Origin of the sequence: Microcoleus sp. bin48.metabat.b7b8b9.023, from assembly GCF_013299185.1 — a bacterium.
Taxonomy (GTDB): Bacteria; Cyanobacteriota; Cyanobacteriia; order Cyanobacteriales; family Microcoleaceae; genus Microcoleus.
Genome location: NZ_JAAFKG010000064.1, coordinates 26,982 through 45,041, shown reverse-complemented (window position 1 = coordinate 45,041; position 18,060 = coordinate 26,982). Strand labels below are relative to the sequence as shown.

Below are 18,060 nucleotides of genomic sequence, written 5' to 3'. Positions count from 1 at the left end.
GACTGCATTGGACACAAATGTGATTTTGTTTTCCTTTCTTCTTGCCGTTTTTACGGATATGGGTTGATTTACATTCAGGGCATTGCATAAATTATTCCTCCTATTCATACTCTAACTCAGCAACGCCAACGTGGATTGTATCGGACTGCGAAGGGATGGCTAATTAATGCAGACTGCAATGGGTGTGCAAATATTGGTCGTAAAGTAGCAACAATGCTTGGATTGGATCTAAGTGGAGTTGGTAGAGGTGATTTGTCAGCACCTATAAGACTTAAATTGTGGTCTTGTGAATCCCCTCGCCTTTAGGCATGGGGAGATGTCAACTACCTGATAATCCACCTCGATCGCACTTTCATGTTTTTCGACAATAATCTGACGGGCGATCGCGTAGCGTGGCCCAGGCATATCGCCAATCCGAATCCGGTGCCTTTTCCCGCACCTTTTGTAGCAAACAAACTGCATAATTCCAATGCTACCGGATTTGATCTTATCTGCCGTTGAAAAACAAATCCCTGGCTTTGCGCCAGGGATTACTAATACTAGGAGACAACGGAAGCTACTTTTGCAGCAGTCCGAGGACGACGACGACCTGTTACTGCATTAGCCGGGACTGGTACTGGGGATGGCAATGATGGTGATGATGGTGATGATGATGATGCTAGCTTAGGTGCTTCAATCGAAAGCTGAGCTCTTTGCACAAATTCCGATCGCACTGCTTCTTCAGGAATTTGCATCAGGAATACCAGCATCGGATTGCTTTGCAGTTGGCGGCGCAGCACTCGCCCAATTGCTTTTTCGATTTGGGTTTGAACTCCTACCCAGTCAACATTAACTGGCGATTCAGCAGTAGCAGGTAGGACAAATTCCGACCAGCGATCGCTCAAAACTGTTTCAATGGTTTGATTGATTAGTCCGATCGTTTCCGCGCGATCGGCGGATGTCACGACACCTTTTAAGTGGACTTCTGGCTTAGCGACTAACTTGCCTTCCCAGTTCAAAGCTGCCGCTACCGTTACAGCGCCATCTCCGGCTAACTGCTGGCGTTCCTTGAGGACGTTTGCTTTGACTACGCCCGATCGCGAAGAGTCTACTAATTCAACTCCTGAAGGCACTTTACCGCTAACTCGCATCGAATTTTCGGTCAACTCTACGACATCGCCATTGTCGATAATCACCATATTGCTGGCGGGAATGCCCATGCTTTGAGCAGTCTTGGAATGCTGAACCAGCATCCGGTGTTCGCCGTGCACAGGTAAGAAGAACTTGGGACGAGTCATGTTAATCATTAACTTTTGGTCTTCTTGACAGCCGTGGCCGGAAACGTGAATTCCTTTGTCGCGCCCGTAAACTACGTTTGCGCCCAGCATCATCAGTTTATCGATCGTATTTACCACTGCGATCGTATTTCCAGGAATCGGATTAGCCGAGAAAATGACTGTATCGCCTTTTCTAATTTTCACTTCGTGATGTTCGCCGTTAGCAATGCGAGTCATCGCCGCCATCGGTTCGCCTTGGGAACCCGTAGTCAAAATCAAAACCTTGTCATCTGGCAAATTGCGGATTTCTTTCAGCGGTTTGAACAGGCTATCTTCGCATTTGATGTAGCCAAGATTGCGACAGTGAGCGATCACGTTCAGCATTGAGCGACCAACCACTCCGACATACCGATTGTTTTTCTTAGCCAATTCTAAAACAATTTGCAATCGGTGTACCGACGAAGCAAAAGTCGTGATCATCACTCTTCCCGTTGCTTGAGCGATAATTCTGTCTAAATTCGGAGCGACAGAACGTTCTGAAGCGGTAAAACCAGGAACTTCCGAGTTAGTAGAATCGCTGATCAAGCACAGCACGCCTCTTTCGCCGTACTCCGCCAGCTTTTGCAAATCAAAATGCTCGCCGTCTACGGGAGTGTGGTCAATTTTAAAGTCTCCAGTGTGAATAATAATTCCGACGGGAGTGTGAATTGCCACAGTGAAACTGTCGGCCATCGAGTGAGTGTTGCGAATGTATTCGACTAAGAAATTCTTGCCAATTCTGACCGTATCCCGCGGTCTAACTGTCCGCAATTCTGTGCGGTGAGACACTCCGGCTTCTTCCAATTTTCCGGCGAGCAAAGCCATCGCCAAACGCGGCCCGTAGATGACTGGAATTTCAAATTCTTTGAGGTGATAGGGGATACCACCGATGTGATCTTCGTGACCGTGAGTCACGATCATACCTTTAATTTTGTGGCTGTTTTCCCGCAGGTAAGTCATGTCTGGGAGGACAATATTTACACCGTGCATTCCATCTGTGGGGAAAGCTAAACCTGCATCTAAAAGAATTATTTCGTCGCCGTACTCGAACACACAAGTGTTTTTACCGATTTCGTGCAGCCCGCCGAGGGGAATAACTTTTAGAGCTGATGCAGTTGTATTTTTGATCATGCGTATCCTTTGTTAGTTATTTTTGTTATGAGTCTGTTGTCTTTTGTCTGTCGTCTTTTTTCGGCTTTTGGTTAGTAGGGCGATTTTTTTCCACATATTTATGATGGAAAACTCCCCTGCGGGTTTTGCGAACCCGTACAGTCAGTTGTCTTCAGTCTTGAGTCTTTAATTCTCAGTCTTTAGTCCTTCACTGTCAGCTACTTACTAACAGTTTATGACTAATGACTGATGACTTTCGCGAGTTCTGAGGCTCGCACTACTGACCGATCGCAACTAATATTCAGTTGTCTGAAAACTCGTTCTCGCCTATCTAGCTAGCAGATACTGCGGCTAGCTGACTCAGTACGTCCTTTAACTTTTGAGTTACCTCAACGGGCGGAGCGCACAGGGGCGGACGGGTGGAGCCTACATCCCAGCCTTGAAGTTTAAGAGCTGCCTTAACTGGAATGGGATTTGTGGTGAGAAAAAGAGCTTTAAACAGGTCAAAAAGTTGCAAGTGAATCTGGGTAGCGACTTGAACTTGACCGGCCTCGAAAGCTTTAATCATCTGTTGCAGTTGCTCTCCTACCAGATGGCTGGCTACGCTAACTACACCAGATCCTCCTACCGCCAACATTGGCAAAGTTAGGGAATCATCTCCAGAATAGATCGCAAATTCCGGTGATGTCAAGCACCGAATTTGACTTGCTTGATCTAGGTTGCCACTTGCTTCTTTGACTGCCACAATGTTGGGGATTTCTGCCAATCGAGCTACTGTCTCGGGCAACATATTCTGGCCAGTGCGACCGGGGATGTTATATAACATTATAGGCAATTCTGGAGAAGATTGCGCGATCGCCCGAAAATGATTGTACAAACCTTCTTGCGGCGGCTTGTTGTAATAAGGAACTACCTGCAGACAGCCGTCTAACCCGAGTTTAGCTGCTTTTTGCGTGGCTTCGATGGCTTCTGAGGTCGAATTCGATCCTGCTCCTGCAATTACCAAAGCTTTACCGGCTACTGCCTTTTGTACCACCTGAAATAATTGGTACTCTTCATCCCAGCTCATAGTGGGAGATTCGCCGGTAGTTCCGCACAGCACTAAGCTATCTGTACCGCGATCGGCTAAATGAATTGCCAATTGTTCTGCTACCGCATAGTTAACACTGCCGTCTTCCTTAAACGGCGTAATCATTGCAGTCAGAACCCGTCCAAACTTTACCACACTTTCTCCGATTTTAGACTGTTGATTTTTGATTTTAAATTTTTGATTTCAGATGCAAGATTTATCTAAAATCTTCATTTCAATTGCCCTATTGTCAGATTCAGTCGATTTTAGATGTTAAATTTTAGATTTTAAATTGACTCCACAGATGAATCTGGGTTCTTCAACTAGACTCTAAAATTTTAAGATCTCCACTCCTGACGTAGGGGACTTGCATCTATTTTTTGGGCCCAGTCGCCCTAAGTAGAAATAGCCGCTGCTTGTTGGATTTGCAGCAAACCTTTGTCTGCTAGCAACTCAGCTATTTGCACCGCATTTAAAGCAGCCCCTTTGCGAATTTGATCGCCGCTCAGCCACATCTCCAACCCGCAGGGGTGAGAAATATCTTGGCGAATCCTGCCGACTAGCACTTCATCCTTACCGCTGGCCTCGACGGGCATCGGGAAATAATTAGCTTGCCAGTCTTCTACCAGCTTAACGCCGATCGCCTCTTTTAAGATTTCCCTAGCGTCGATCGGGCTAAAAGGCTCTGCAAACTCCAGATTAATCGCCTCCGAATGGGCGCGGAGTACGGGAACCCGCACGCAAGTCGCACTAATTCTAATCTCGTCCGTACCAAAAATCTTTCGAGTTTCGTTGACCATTTTCATCTCTTCCTCACAATACCCTAAATCGTTAATCGGTGTATTGTGCGGAAACAAGTTAAAAGCCAAGGGGTAGGGAAAAATATTGGTTTGGGGAATTTCCCCTGCCAAAATTGCTCTGGCTTGATCTTTCATTTCCTCCATTGCCCTGGCGCCCGCGCCGCTGGCCGACTGGTAAGTCGCTACAACTATGCGCTTGACTGGTTTAACTTTGTGCAGGGGCCAAACGGCAACTGCCATCAAAATCGTGGTGCAGTTGGGATTAGCAATGATACCTCGGTGAGTTGCCGCAGCTTGGGGATTGACTTCGGGAACAACTAGAGGTACCGTCGCATCCATACGGAAAGCGCTGGAATTGTCGATTACCACGGCCCCGGCTGCCACTGCTTTCGGAGCCCACAGTTTAGAGATAGAACCGCCGGCGGAGGCGAGAACTAGATCTACATTATCGAACGATCGCTCCGATACAGCTTCGACCGGCAACATCTCGCCGCCAAAGGGCAAAGTTGTGCCTGCTGAACGTTCCGAAGCCAGCAGCTTCAAGTCTGAAATGGGAAAACTCCGGCTGTGCAGGAGTTCTAGTAACTCGGCACCGACAGCGCCGGTGGCTCCTAAAATGGCAACTCGATAGGATTGAGACAAATTAGTTTCCTCCACAAATTAGAGTCTAAACGATCGAAATCTAAAATTTAAATAACTGCAATACTGAATAAGATTTTGTGCGTCTAGCTAGATTGTTTGTGGTGATTGAGGGCGAGAGGGCCAGAGGGCGAGAGGGCGAGAGGGGGAGAGGATTTTTGATCGGTCTAGGAAATATACAATTTAAATCCACAATAGTTAATTAAACTCAATTAATTTTATGCCACATCAGGGCGCGAGCAGATGGCAAGGGTGCAAGTAACCGAGGTGGTCGATCGTACTCAATCTTAGTTTAGCATCTTTTGCCATCTGCTCCCGCCCAATCCACATCTAGTTGGTTTTGGGATACCTGAATTTTAGCAAACGCATCCATTAAAATCGATCGCCCGCTCATGCCGGTCGGATTGACATTCTAGGGCGATATATGCTATGGTGCATCGGCAATTAGTGGACTTAACCTCCACATTCCTACCAGCGAAACCTAGTATCCTCAAACCAAAACAATTTGGCAAGAGCGAAAAAACTAGCCAGAAACGAGTTACAGTCTCATCAGGTAGAGGTGTTGGTAATTATCAAAAATTTGGGTCTAAAACCCCGTCGCGCGGCGAAGCCGAGGACGGCTTGGCTCCGAATTAGGTATAAGCCCAGCGTACAATATAAATAGTCAAGGTGAAACTCGCAATGCTAAGAGTGAAACAGTTGAGGACACACTTTTAAGCATAAACCGAGGGACAAAGAGCAGCAAAAACTCTATAAACAGCTAGGGATTAAAGAAAATAACATCCCATCACCAGAGAACCTAATAATTTGACCGAACACATAGGGCGGGGCACGCCCGAATGCTAGGCTCGTATCCTAGTACGTTTGGGGAGATTGACTCTCTGGGCTTCACCAAGTTAAGCTCGTCAATTGGTGCGATCGCACGGTTGAAAGGTTTAAGCACTGCTCGCCAGTGGATGGGGAATCTTAAAGTCGATCGAAGATCCAAGAATCCCCGTGCGTTAACGCCGGAGAGTGTCAACAAAATTGTTAAATATCACAAAAGCCGGTCAGAAACTCAGGGAATCAACGCCACTGAGCTTGTAAGAGAAATCTTTCACAAGCTATTCTGACGGGCCTAAGTCTTAACTGACTACGTTATTTGAGTCACGATACCGGAGAATGCGACGCTAGTTTTCCGCTCTATCGCTAGTGGTTAAACAGTTTTAAAGTCACTGAAACAGTGCTACTAGCCGAACAAGCTCTTATAACATTGGCGAAGCGAACATTACCCCGCAAGGGAGGCTCCACAAGAGCGACCATTATGCGTACAGGGCTGCGAGGTTTGAAATGGTAATTGTCCCATCGAAAGTACATTACAAAAGTACACCGAACCCTTACAGCTCCAAGGCGGTAATGGGAAGATTTAAGGCGATTGAAATCGCCGAGTCGTTTTCCACGAGCGGGCTAAAGCCGCTGAGTTTCCCACTTACCGAGTGTTTTTTATGAAAGTAACCCAGGAAAAACTTCCAGCCAGTCAAATTGGTTTGGAAATCGAAGTGCCATCAGAAAAATCAAAACAAGCTTACGAGCAGGTAATTAAACAATTCGCTCGCGAGGTCAATATTCCTGGGTTCCGCAAAGGCAAAGTTCCCCGCCAAGTTTTGCTACAGCGCCTGGGCCAGACTCGCTTGAAAGCTACAGCTTTGGAAAATTTGATTAATGATTCACTGCAAAAAGCTCTCGAACAAGAAAAAATTCCGGCAATAGGCAGTTTTGAACTCCGCACTGAGTTTGAAGAATTGCTAGGAAAGTTCGATCCAGAACAGCCTCTGACTTTTTCGGCTAAGGTTGATGTAGAACCCGAAGTAAAAATGGGTCAGTACACCGGCTTGCAGCTTCAAGCAGAAGAAGTTAAGTATGATGAGGCTCAGGTAGATGAGGTACTGGCAAAATATCGATCGGACAAAGCGACTTTAATCCCCGTAGAAGGCCGGTCAGCTCAATTGGGAGACATGGCTTTGGTTGATTTCGCAGGTAGATTTGCCGAAGCAGCCGAAGGTGAAACTCCCGCAGAAATTCCAGGTGGCGATGCCGAAGACTTTCAAGTAGAATTGTCGGAAAATCAGTTTGTACCGGGCTTTATCCAAGGCATGATCGGGATGAATCCGGGAGAAACTAGAGAAGTTTCCGTCCAGTTCCCTGATGAATATAGCAGTGAAGAATTGGCGGGAAAACCAGCAGTATTTACGATTACTCTGAAAGAACTGAAGGAAAAAGAATTGCCGGAGTTGGACGATGACTTCGCCCAAGAAGTTAGCGAGTTTGAAACTTTAGCAGAACTGCGCGAATCCCTCGAAACTCGGTTTAAAACAGAGCAAGAAAACAAGTTATCAGCTAATAAGGAAAAAGCCATATCAGCAGCACTGGTTGAACTAATAGATGTGGAAATTCCCGCAACTATGGTCGATCGCGAAATCGATTATTTGCTCAACCAACAAGCCATGCAGTTGAAAAATTATGGCATAGATATCAACCAACTGTTTACCGAACAAAATATCGGCCCGATGCGGGAACGCTCTCGTCCGGAAGCAGTAGAAAGGCTCAAACAGACTCTAGCTCTGGCAGAAGTAGCCAAGCAGGAATCCTTATCTGTTGAACCAGCAGAAGTATTAGCAGAAGTAGCAAAAGTCAGAAAGCAGTTTCCCAAAGGGAATTTTGACCCTGAAAAGTTGCGGGAATTTGTAGCAGAAGACTTGCTAAAACAAAAAACCCTGAAATGGTTGGAAGAAAAAGGGACAATTGAACTCGTACCTGAAGGCTCTTTGACTCCAGCAGCAGAGGAAGAAGCAGAAGAATCAGACGCCGAAGAGTCTGATGAAGCAGTCACTAGCGCCATCGACGTGGAAGTGGTAGGCCAAGAGTAAAACCTTCTAGTTTTGCTTCTAGAAACTACCAGCGTAGGGTGCGAAACGCGCAGATTTGTGCCAAAAAGCACGTCAAACGCAGTTATAGATTGTTGTTTCATGGTCTGGCCCTGCTCCCCCCCTAGCCACCATGATAGTCGGGGGGACAAGAAGCGCTCAAAGTCAACCCCTACTCCCCTTATTAAGGGGGATTTAGGGGGATATAGCCTAGGGGGTAAACGATATTTATCAACTCTTAAGCTTAAATTGACACGAATGTGGCACACCTGATGCTTGCTGCAACAGGGCTGGCGCGCAGGGGCTAGAAACGTTTTTATGTAGGTGTCTCGCCCCCAAAACAAGTTTTTGCAACAGAAACCGGGTTTCGGTTGGCGCGCACTAAAAACAGCCACGATTGGTGAGTAAGTCTTTTAACTCATTCACTCTACCAACGTTACGCCGAGCACAGCCATCAATCTCCCTCACTCCTAACTCCCCATTCCCCCCATCTGGGGTAAAAATAGTTTCAAAAAAACTACCTATTTCTACTTAAACATACTCACTCTTGAAGAGATAGACTTGCATTGACATGATGTAGTAAAATGTGACTACGCTCGATAGATGCGGGTTGTTAAGGCTTAAATGGCGTGAAAACCATAAAACACCTGACACAAATCGATCATTAATTACAACTCAATAGGTGATACTTCAAGGTCTTAAACTCGCGTCGGGGGAAAAGTGGTCAGGGCTGATGAGCGAGCGCAAGCGGAGCCATCAGCAAGCAGCAATGCGCTTCTTTTTACCTTGAGGAAGTTACACCGCAGACTTGGACTTGCACTAATTCTGTTCGATATCAGTAGATTTAGGTAGGTTGTTAGAAGCGGTTCAGAAGAGGCATAATAGTTAAAAGCTGGCGGCTTAATTTCAAGCTTTCAACAGCAGCAAATTGTCTAGAATCCTTGACTGGTGTCTTATGGTGGTATCTCAATCTTCCAATTACCTAATTACAAGCTACAACGATTTTGATGTCAGCTCTAGCCCCAGCAATGTAGTGCCGATGGTACTAGAACAGTCGGGGATGGGCGAGCGGGCATTTGACATTTACTCGCGCTTGCTGCGGGAGCGCATTGTGTTTTTAGGAACTCCCGTAACCGACGAAGTGGCTGACTCGATCGTAGCTCAGCTATTGTATCTAGATGCCGAAGACCCAGAAAAAGATGTCCAAATGTACATCAATTCCCCGGGTGGCTCGGTAACGGCGGGTATGGCAATTTATGACACAATGCAGCAAATTCGCCCGGATGTGGTGACGATTTGTTACGGTTTGGCTGCGAGTATGGGCGCATTTCTGCTGACAGCAGGAGCTCACGGGAAACGGATGTCTCTTCCTAGCTCTCGGATTATGATCCACCAGCCGCTCGGAGGCGCTCAAGGTCAAGCAGTAGATATTGAGATTCAAGCCAAAGAAATCCTTTATCATAAGCGTAAGCTGAATCAATTGTTAGCGCACCATACGGGTCAACCGATCGACAAATTAGAGGCAGATACAGAACGCGACTTTTTTATGTCAGCCGATGAAGCCAAAGATTACGGATTGGTCGATCGAGTTATCGCAAAAGAAAACCTTCCGGCTGCGGGAGAAAACGTCACTGCACTGAAATAAGAGGCTGTTATGTCTAAGTACGACTCCCATCTAAAATGTTCGTTTTGCGGCAAGTCTCAAGAGCAAGTGCGAAAGTTAATCGCAGGCCCCGGGGTTTACATCTGCGATGAATGCGTTGATTTGTGCAATGAAATTTTAGATGAGGAGTTGTTTGATTCGAGTGCTGTGCCCGCAGCGGCGGCGGTTCCGAAGCAGGAAACAACGCAAAAACGCCGCGCTACCTCGGGCAAAAGTATCTCGATGAGCCAAATTCCCAAGCCGAGGGAAATTAAAAATTATCTCGACGAAAATGCGATCGGTCAAGAGGAGGCGAAAAAAGTCCTCTCGGTGGCAGTTTACAACCACTACAAGCGCCTCAGCTTTATCCATGCCAAAAATAGCGGCAAGCACCCGCCGGAAGAAGTAGAACTACAAAAATCGAATATTTTGTTAATTGGGCCGACGGGCTGCGGCAAAACTCTCCTGGCTCAGACTTTGGCTGATATGCTGGACGTGCCGTTTGCGGTGGCTGACGCGACAACGCTGACGGAAGCGGGCTATGTCGGGGAAGATGTGGAAAATATTTTGCTGCGGCTGCTGCAAGTGGCAGATATGGACGTGGAAGAGGCCCAGCGCGGAATTATTTATATTGATGAAATTGACAAAATTGCCCGCAAGAGCGAAAATCCTTCGATTACGCGGGATGTCTCTGGGGAAGGAGTGCAGCAGGCTTTGCTGAAAATGCTGGAGGGGACGATCGCCAATGTACCACCTCAAGGCGGCCGCAAGCACCCGTATCAAGATTGCATCCAAATTGATACGAGCAATATTATGTTTATTTGCGGTGGCGCTTTTGTCGGTTTGGAAAAAGTGATCGAGCAGAGAACGGGTAAAAAGTCAATGGGTTTTATTCAGCCGGGAGAAGCTCAGCCGAAGGAAAAGCGGGCCGCTGATGTGCTCAAGCAACTGGAACCGGACGATTTGGTAAAATATGGGATGATTCCAGAGTTTATCGGGCGGGTGCCGGTGGCGGCGGTGTTAGAGCCGCTGGATGAGGAAACGCTGATGGCGATTTTGACGGAGCCCCGCAATGCTTTGGTGAAGCAGTATCAAAAGCTGCTAAAAATGGATAATGTACAGTTGGAGTTTAAGACGGATGCGATTCGGGCGATCGCGCAAGAGGCATACCGCCGCAAAACAGGAGCGCGGGCACTGCGGGGAATTGTCGAAGAATTAATGTTAGATGTGATGTACGAGTTGCCGTCGCGCAAGGATGTGACGCGGTGTACGATAACTAAGGAAATGGTTGAGAAGCGATCGACTGCCGAATTGTTGGTGCTTCCGTCTTCGCTACCAAAACCCGAATCAGCTTAAAAGCTCAAGTTTTTAGCCAATTGGTTCGTAGTGAGGACTTCAGTCCTCAGGAAGAAGGACTGAAGTCCTCACTACGAACCTGTGAGAGTTCCAGCGAAAATGATATTACCTAAGTTTAGCCAGATACATTTAACCCGGCAAATCCAGGACTAAGCCTGATACTACCGTGTATGGCAAGACAGAAAAAGCTGCAAGCTCTCCTGTCAAGGAGGTATCTCTCAAAGCTTTCAACAAGATATTGAAAGCGCCATTTGAATTTCTGTCCACACTTTGAACGGGTTTTTGATGTGTATTCTTCCGTTATGCCTACTACAAAACTGCCATATTTAACAGCAGCTTGATGCTTCAACATTTGCTGGAAATGATAATGACTCTAAGTGACCATGGTCTTAGCTGTTTTAATCGCTAAAGCATTTTTTTTTCTCAATCTACACTACCAGCTTTTACCTAATTATTCAAGAATTTTCTAGAAAATCATTTACTTTGTATCAACAGTTATGGAATCTCGCATTCAATCATACCTGCGCTTTGCAGCCAGCCAGCAGCGCGACACCCAGCATATCGGGCCTTTCCTCGCTACCTTCAGCCCCCACAGCACCAACCCTTACCTCAATTATGCGATTCCCGAAGATGGCGCCACACCTTCCCTCGCCGATGTTAACGCACTTATTGCTGCGTACTCTGCGCGCGATCGACAGCCACGTTTAGAATATGTCACAAAACTCGCGCCCGCTGTCGAAGAAGTCCTGATATCCGCTGGTTTCACCGTTGAGGGACGCTTACCGCTGATGGTTTGCACTCCGGGCTCGGAGAAATTGCTGCCGATTCCGCCGGAAATCGAGCTAATTCTGCCAGTTTCCGATGAGGAACTTTTGGGTACTGTGGCGGCGCAAAACGAGGCTTACGGAGCGGCTGCACCCAGCCCTGAAGATGTTGACAGTCTTCGGAAAACTCTGGCGGCGGGTGGGATTGCGGTACTCGCCCGCATCGCAGCCACGGGCGAACCTGCGGGCGCTGGAATCTGCACTCCCCCACAAAACCAGACGACGGAAATCGCGGGAATTGGCGTGCGGGCTGCTTTTCGGCGGCGGGGTATCGCAGGGGCTTTGACGGCGCGGTTGGTGCGAGAGGCTTTTGAAGCGGGTGTTACGGTGGCTTTTTTGATGACGCTACACGAGCAGGAATTTCGAGTTTACACGAAGGCGGGATTTTGGGCGATCGACGAAATTCTCCACATTTCGCTCCCGCTTAAGTAAAACGCCTGTCAAATAGGTTTGTAGTGAGGACTTTAGTCCGCATCTAAATTAGCGGACTAAAGTCCTCACTACAAACATCTTGATTGAACTCCCAAAATCAATCGATTACCAATCGATGAAATCATCTTCATCAATCTCAGAAGATAACTCAGGAAAATCCGGCTCAGATTCCCATCTAAAAGTTTCCGAATCCCAAATCTCCAAGTCATCCGACAAATCGACTACTTGCCCGTCAAACATATCAGCCCATTGCCTGCTCATATTCGCGACAGCTTGAGCATCAGCCCGTACCGCTACAGCCTGAGCATTTAACTCATTCTGAGAGTCTGTAGAAGTGTTGCCCTGCCGCAAAGGTGCAGAAACATTTTGCACATTAGTGGCAGTATTTTCGTCTGCCCAAGAGTGTTTTTGCTCTTCTCCTCCGTCCCCCAAAAAATCATCTGCCATCTCAGAATTACCCGGGTGTTCTACCTGTTGACTCTCATCGATCGCAGCAGGATAATTCCGAGGAGTTTCGGCAATACGTTCGTTAGAATTGGGCAAATCTTGGGTGCGGGAACTATTAGTTGCAGCGGGATTTGTTAAAACTACTTTTACTGCTACTCGACGGTTAAACACTTGCAAAAAAGCTTCTTCAATATTAGGTACTTTGTCTTTAACCATATTGAGCAACGGCTGCGAACTAATCTTAACATAAGCCGTATCATTGCTAAACATTACTAGCTGTCCGTGTTGCCGGAGTAGCGATTGAGTCCCGTGGGGCCGCACGCGATCGAGTACCTGTTGCCACACTTTCTCTAAATCAATTTCGCTACCTAAATTAGTTGGTGAATAATTGGCTTGACTGGTTTCAGCAGTTGGTATAGATGGGGGAATTGGTGCGGAAGGTGGGGTTTCTGTGCGATCGACAACAGGTTGCGAAGTTGGCGCAATATTCGGCGAATTGGGAACAGAAGATTGTTCAATAGGAGCTGTCTGGCTCCCCCCCGATTGTAGGGGCGGTGCCCCCGTGCCCGCCCTGGACTGGGGGGGGTGAATTTGTGGGGAAGCAACTATTTCCGCTTGTTTACCTGCTGGTTGTGGCTGAGTTCTAATGGCTGAAGGCAACAATCCCAACAGCGTGACTTCCAGCCACAGTCGCGGCTGAGTGGTGTTTTTAATTTGTACTTCGTGGGTTTGCAAGTGTTTCTGACTTGCCAGAATTAACTCGGCGTCCCAATTGCGGGCAAAAGTGCAAAGTTTTTCCCAAGTTCCGGCTGTTAAAGCTACTAAATCAGACCGTTTCGGTGCTGATTTGGCTATGAGCAAATCTCGGTAAAAGCTGGCGAGGCTTTGCAGCACGATTAGTGGTTCCCGTCCGCGATCCATGAGGTGCCGGGTCATGTCTATTAATGCTGTAGCGTTATCCGTATCAATAGCTTCTAGCAGTTCCATTAAGTCATTTTCTGGGACGGCACCGACTAAATCCCAAACTTTTTCGACGGTTATTTGACCGGGAAATAAGCTGAGTTGGTCGAGCAAACTTTCTGCATCTCGCAGCCCTCCTTGAGCGATTTGAGCAACCATTTGTACTGCATCGCTGGCAATATTGATATTTTCTAATTGGGCAATTTTGTGTAAATGAGCAGTCATTGAGTCGAGGGGAATCCGGCGGAAGTCAAATTTTTGGCACCGAGAGATGATTGTTGGCAATACTCTTTGGGGGTCGGTGGTGGCCAGGACAAATACAACGCGATCGGGTGGTTCTTCTAAGGTTTTTAATAGGGCATTGAACGAGGCCACAGTTAACATATGGCAGTTATGTGTACAGAGTCCATTTGCCACAAAGTTGTGATTATCTTCTACTTCAATATCATAAACCCTCTCGATTCCACCGACTTTTACAGATTCGACCATCTCCGAACTTGTAATCCATTGTAGGGATTGCATACTGTTTAAAGTTTGACACCCATTTTCTACTGGTTTCAGCGCCCATGTGTATGTAAAGGTCGGAATTTGCCAAGAACTTTTCGGTTCTTGCATCCCAAAGTCCGTGTCCTTTTTTATAGGGATGTCGCTGCCAATGTGACTGAATGCTCTTAATTCCTTTGCCTTTTTTTTGTAAAAAGTCTGGTATTTCGAGTTGTTCTCCACAGCCACACGGACAGATAGGTCGGAGGGCTTGAGCCTGTTCGAGAATAGAGGCAATGTCGTAGGATTTTTGTCCGTAGGTATTCCCGTAAAATTGATGTCTTCTGGCAAATCTCCGCAAGCGTCCATCTGTCCCAAATTTGTAAATGACGGTGCCGCACCCACATTCACAGGGGATAGTATCTTCATTCCTTCTTTTACGTCTTTTGCTAGTATCCATCCCTGTTCTGTCCTGATTGGATGATTGCTGGTACATCTAATTTCTCGGTTGGCGGTTTTAATCAACAGTGTTTGTTTTTTACCTTGGTCTAACCACCTCAAAACTTTTTTAAATTCCCAAGTTTCAGAAGTTTCGTTATAGCTGAGAACTTGTTTTCCTTTGATGTTGGGATTGTCGATCCGGATCATACCTTCGCTAGTTTGTACTTGAGAATCACCGCTCAAACATTCGTCGATTACATATACTTTATAGCGACATTGTACGGGGGCAAATTGAGCTCGTTCGATCAAATCTCGGATGTTGTCTACTCCGGTGTTGCTGGCGGCGTCGATTTCGATGACATCTAGTGTGGAACCTCGGGCAATTTCTTGACAAACGTTGCATTTGCCGCAGGGTGTCGGGGTAGGGGCGCCAGTAGAAATACAGTTGAGGGATTTGGCAAAAATTCTAGCACTAGAGGTTTTACCGGTGCCTCTGGGGCCGGTGAATAGATATGCTGGTGCTATGCGCTGTTGCAGGATGGCGCTGGTGAGGGTTTGGGCGATCGCCTCTTGACCGACTAATTCGGCAAATGTCTGAGGGCGATACTTGTGATGCAGGGGTTCGTAGGTCACGATCGAATATTTGTGGTATTAGCTGTAATCTTAGCTAAGGACACGTTGTTCGATCGCACGATCGCTCTACTCTCACAGCCAGCCGCCCGGTGAGCTGGCAGGGCGGGAGCGATCGAACAGTAGTAATTAGCACCCGATAGGAGAGTCCGCTTCTCGATCGGTTGTTCTCTAGAAGTGTTTTTGGCGATCGCTGGAGAGAGTTAGTATTGATTTATGTGTACTTATTTTTCTTTTTCTAGAAACGGAGGCTGCGGAACAATTTTTTTTTTGACCTATATTGGTATAATCTATCACAGACTATTCACCATTTCTTTTTGCCAGTGCCAGCGCGGGATTTTCCGATATTTCGGAAACCTGCTTGCAGTTAAAGATAAAGTATTAATTAGAGGGTGCCTGTTCGAGTTGTAGAAATCCAGTTATACCAAGATGGTGGTGGAATGATGTCAATGTTGGTCTATCGAGTTATACTGCCAGCTCTACTCTGGAATCCTGTATAAATATAGCGTCAAAATTTACCCTTTAAAAGCCCATGTCAACCCAAATCATCCTTGTAGAATCAAGGTTGGCAGTAGCCTCTCCCAAACCTAAACAGGCTAAACCAGGATCTCCGTCCCCCGACCAAATCTTGATGGGAGCGTCGGGATTACTGTTATTATTGCTGCTCGGTTTAGCGGTATTTACCAAGCTAAGACTAGATGATTTGAGTAAGAAGCTCAAATTTGAAGAGTTTAGAAATCGAGAACTCCAGAAAAAATACAAAATGGCTCTGGAAACCATATCAAAGATGGAAAAAAACCCCGACCTCATTCACTCGCGAGACTTTAATTTAGACTACCTGAGAATGCGGATGGCGGAAGAAGTCTTTCACTTTGCCATTGTCAACCAGATTAAAGTAAAAGTCAAAGACAAAATTAGTATTGCCCTGCGCCCGACTCAGAGTGCAGTAGGAGATAAAAACGGGACTGCTGGCAGTGGCAGGCAAGTAGATTCGATGTTTGATATCGAATACGAAACTGGCGATCCAGCCGTAAAAATAGAAAGGCGAGTGCTGTTTCGGATTCAAATTAAGCTGATGAAACTGCCGACTCAGGCAACATCGGCGACAATTAATCAAATTATTGATTGTTTGGAAACTTATCTGAGTCCTTCAGATGACCATGATAGTTGGCAGCCGACTATTCAAGGTCGCATCGTTCACATTGAATGGGATCAAAAAGCGAAGCCGACGCCGATGTTGGTGTTGGAACAGTCGAATGAAGGGGTGAATGTTACCTTTAGGACTACGAGAACGCCTGCCGGCAGACCGGCCAATGAAAATGAGAGCCAGTTGGCAGGAGCTAAGGGTCAAAAAAATGCTAAAAGTAGTTCTAAAAGTGCAGCTAAAGGTGGAACAAAAAGCCCTGCGAAGGTAGGAGCAAAACGTCCCGGATCTCGGAAATAAGTTGAGCAAAATCACAATAATTGTGCTGAAAGAAGGTCAGTTGCAGCGGGTGTTTGTGTGTCTTGTGCGAGGTGGCCGTCTTCTATCGCATTTCGAGCGAAAAATCGGGTACAAGTTAGATTTTAGATTTTAGATTAGGAGATTGGATGATTCGGGGATTGGGGAATTGGGGAATTGTTCAAGAATTTTTCCCCGTCTTTGAGAGAGCGGGGAGTTGCCAACCAAGTATGAAGTATTGTAAACAGATTTTAGCTATTTAGGGTAATCAAACAGCACCTCGGTCATGTAATGTTCTGCCCAATCTTGACCGAAAGCTTTTTCGAGTACGCGGCGGGTTTTGTCGTTTTGCTGCTGCTGGGTGCAGTAGTAAATTTGAGCGTCGAGAATTTTTGCTTCTTCGGCTACAGAAACTGGTTCCGAAGCGACTGCGAGTTTGCAGTGAATTTCGACGTAGGATTCAACTATGTCTAGAAATCGGCTTTCTTCTTCCTGTGAATCGGGGCGCACAAACAGGCAAAACTCTGAGAAAATATCGCCCCATTCGGGAATTTGGCGGGGACAAGAAAACTGGTTGACGGGCAAAGTTTGCAGTCGAGTGCGGTAGGTTTCCGACAAAGTTCGATCGGGATTGAGGGGAGAAAGGTCTGCGATCGCGGCGCTAATTTGACCTTTGCCTGCTACGATGTCTGTGCCGAACATCGGCAAAGCATAATTCGGTCTGGGAAACATCACGCAGTGGAGGATATCCAGCAGCGGCCCGACTTTAGCCAGTTCCAGGTGTATTTTGCGGAATTGGGGAGTTTGATAGCAGCGATTTTCTATGATCAGTTTTTCTCCTTCCAGCCGCCCTTCCACGTATCCCAACTCAGCGGGGAGGTGGTAGGGTTCGAGGTCGAGGTACCGACGCCATACTGATTCTATCCGATCGGCTAATTCGCGGATAAGGTAGTGCTGTTGGTCGCGCAGGGAAGGCTTGGATGTTTCTAACATTCTTATTTATCGGGCGATCGCTTAATAAAACTTCATTCTACGGTTGCAGGATGCAGTAAACAAGGTAGATACTTTTAAGGATATCAGCAGTTCGACGTGCGATCGAGTAAGTTTTACAAAAAAATCTGCCCAAGATAGAAAGCCCTGTGACATTAGTCTAGGTATTCGCAGTGGCACAGAGCAATAAATTGCCATAAAAACCCGAGTAATGAGTAAGATTTGCGGAAACTCTCCGCTAAAATAAGTGCACTAGCGGTAATTCGCAGGGAAAAAGCAAAGTAGGTAAGCGCGGAGATTTTGTATGTTTGGTCTGGGATTGCCCGAATTGGGCATTGTTGCGGTAGTCGCCATTCTAATTTTCGGCCCCAAGAAAATTCCTGAGTTGGGAAATGCTTTGGGCAAAACGCTGCGGAGTTTTAAGGAAGGGGTCGGTCAAGCTGATGATGAATCTACCCAGAAGGACAAGGATAAGGACAAGGAGGAAGAGCAAACGCTAGGAAAGTAATTTGCTGAACTTCCTGCAAATAGAAGCAGCAACGCTCTGTCATCGTATATGTAGAGAATGTTTTATTGGGCAGTGTCGATATTTCCCAAT

General features: G+C 46.7%; 14 protein-coding genes and 2 pseudogenes. 8 read left to right on the top strand and 8 right to left on the bottom strand.

Annotation, left to right across the window (positions count from 1 at the left end):
- From QZW82_RS27230 to QZW82_RS27210, 5 genes and pseudogenes are all read right to left on the bottom strand, one after another.
- Positions 1–88 (bottom strand): annotated as a pseudogene (locus QZW82_RS27230) (IS1 family transposase); the annotation flags it as partial.
- Between the two features lie 167 nt (positions 89–255).
- Positions 256–405, bottom strand: coding sequence for a hypothetical protein (locus QZW82_RS27225; RefSeq protein ID WP_293155767.1), 150 nt, complete (start codon positions 403–405; stop codon positions 256–258).
- A 134-nt stretch (positions 406–539) separates the two neighbouring features.
- A complete protein-coding gene (locus tag QZW82_RS27220; RefSeq protein ID WP_293155764.1) occupies positions 540–2,426 on the bottom strand; it encodes a ribonuclease J in 1,887 nt (628 codons plus the stop codon).
- Positions 2,427–2,736: 310 nt separating this feature from the next.
- Entirely contained in the window at positions 2,737–3,630 is an 894-nt protein-coding gene (gene dapA / locus QZW82_RS27215) for a 4-hydroxy-tetrahydrodipicolinate synthase (protein WP_293155761.1), read from the bottom strand.
- A 239-nt stretch (positions 3,631–3,869) separates the two neighbouring features.
- Positions 3,870–4,916 carry an aspartate-semialdehyde dehydrogenase gene (locus QZW82_RS27210; RefSeq protein ID WP_293155757.1) on the bottom strand — a complete coding sequence of 349 codons (1,047 nt, stop codon included), beginning with the start codon at positions 4,914–4,916 and terminating at the stop codon, positions 3,870–3,872.
- A gap of 426 nt (positions 4,917–5,342) precedes the next feature.
- On the opposite strand from QZW82_RS27210, the gene QZW82_RS27205 reads away from it, so the two are divergent.
- The 5 genes from QZW82_RS27205 (at position 5,343) to clpX (ending at position 10,814) form a co-directional block, all read left to right on the top strand.
- Positions 5,343–5,549 (top strand): hypothetical protein, encoded by a 207-nt coding sequence (locus QZW82_RS27205; RefSeq protein WP_293155754.1) that lies wholly within the window; start codon positions 5,343–5,345, stop codon positions 5,547–5,549.
- 203 nt (positions 5,550–5,752) lie between these two features.
- Positions 5,753–6,025 (top strand): hypothetical protein, encoded by a 273-nt coding sequence (locus tag QZW82_RS27200; protein WP_293155752.1) that lies wholly within the window; start codon positions 5,753–5,755, stop codon positions 6,023–6,025.
- A 372-nt stretch (positions 6,026–6,397) separates the two neighbouring features.
- On the top strand, positions 6,398–7,819 hold the full coding sequence (gene tig / locus QZW82_RS27195; protein WP_293155749.1) for a trigger factor: 1,422 nt from the start codon (positions 6,398–6,400) through the stop codon (positions 7,817–7,819).
- A 952-nt stretch (positions 7,820–8,771) separates the two neighbouring features.
- Entirely contained in the window at positions 8,772–9,461 is a 690-nt protein-coding gene (clpP, locus tag QZW82_RS27190) for an ATP-dependent Clp endopeptidase proteolytic subunit ClpP (RefSeq protein WP_293155747.1), read from the top strand.
- A 9-nt stretch (positions 9,462–9,470) separates the two neighbouring features.
- Positions 9,471–10,814 (top strand): ATP-dependent protease ATP-binding subunit ClpX, encoded by a 1,344-nt coding sequence (clpX, locus tag QZW82_RS27185; RefSeq protein WP_293155744.1) that lies wholly within the window; start codon positions 9,471–9,473, stop codon positions 10,812–10,814.
- 129 nt (positions 10,815–10,943) lie between these two features.
- On the opposite strand, the pseudogene QZW82_RS27180 reads toward clpX, so the two are convergent.
- Positions 10,944–11,214, bottom strand: a pseudogene (locus tag QZW82_RS27180) (RNA-guided endonuclease TnpB family protein); the annotation flags it as partial.
- Positions 11,215–11,311: 97 nt separating this feature from the next.
- Here QZW82_RS27180 and QZW82_RS27175 point away from each other — a divergent pair.
- Positions 11,312–12,070: a GNAT family N-acetyltransferase gene (locus tag QZW82_RS27175; protein ID WP_293155741.1), complete on the top strand. Its 759-nt coding sequence runs from the start codon at positions 11,312–11,314 to the stop codon at positions 12,068–12,070.
- A 105-nt stretch (positions 12,071–12,175) separates the two neighbouring features.
- On the opposite strand, the gene dnaX is transcribed toward QZW82_RS27175, so the two are convergent.
- Positions 12,176–15,034 carry a DNA polymerase III subunit gamma/tau gene (dnaX, locus tag QZW82_RS27170; protein WP_293155737.1) on the bottom strand — a complete coding sequence of 953 codons (2,859 nt, stop codon included), beginning with the start codon at positions 15,032–15,034 and terminating at the stop codon, positions 12,176–12,178.
- Between the two features lie 529 nt (positions 15,035–15,563).
- On the opposite strand from dnaX, the gene QZW82_RS27165 reads away from it, so the two are divergent.
- The gene (locus tag QZW82_RS27165) at positions 15,564–16,475 is read left to right on the top strand and encodes a hypothetical protein (RefSeq protein WP_293155734.1); all 912 of its coding nucleotides are present in this window, start codon (positions 15,564–15,566) and stop codon (positions 16,473–16,475) included.
- A gap of 252 nt (positions 16,476–16,727) precedes the next feature.
- On the opposite strand, the gene QZW82_RS27160 is transcribed toward QZW82_RS27165, so the two are convergent.
- A complete protein-coding gene (locus QZW82_RS27160) occupies positions 16,728–17,465 on the bottom strand; it encodes a phycocyanobilin:ferredoxin oxidoreductase (protein WP_293155731.1) in 738 nt (245 codons plus the stop codon).
- A gap of 301 nt (positions 17,466–17,766) precedes the next feature.
- Between QZW82_RS27160 and tatA the strand changes: the two genes are divergently transcribed.
- Positions 17,767–17,970 carry a twin-arginine translocase TatA/TatE family subunit gene (tatA, locus tag QZW82_RS27155; RefSeq protein ID WP_293155728.1) on the top strand — a complete coding sequence of 68 codons (204 nt, stop codon included), beginning with the start codon at positions 17,767–17,769 and terminating at the stop codon, positions 17,968–17,970.
- The last annotated feature ends 90 nt before the right edge of the window (positions 17,971–18,060 follow it).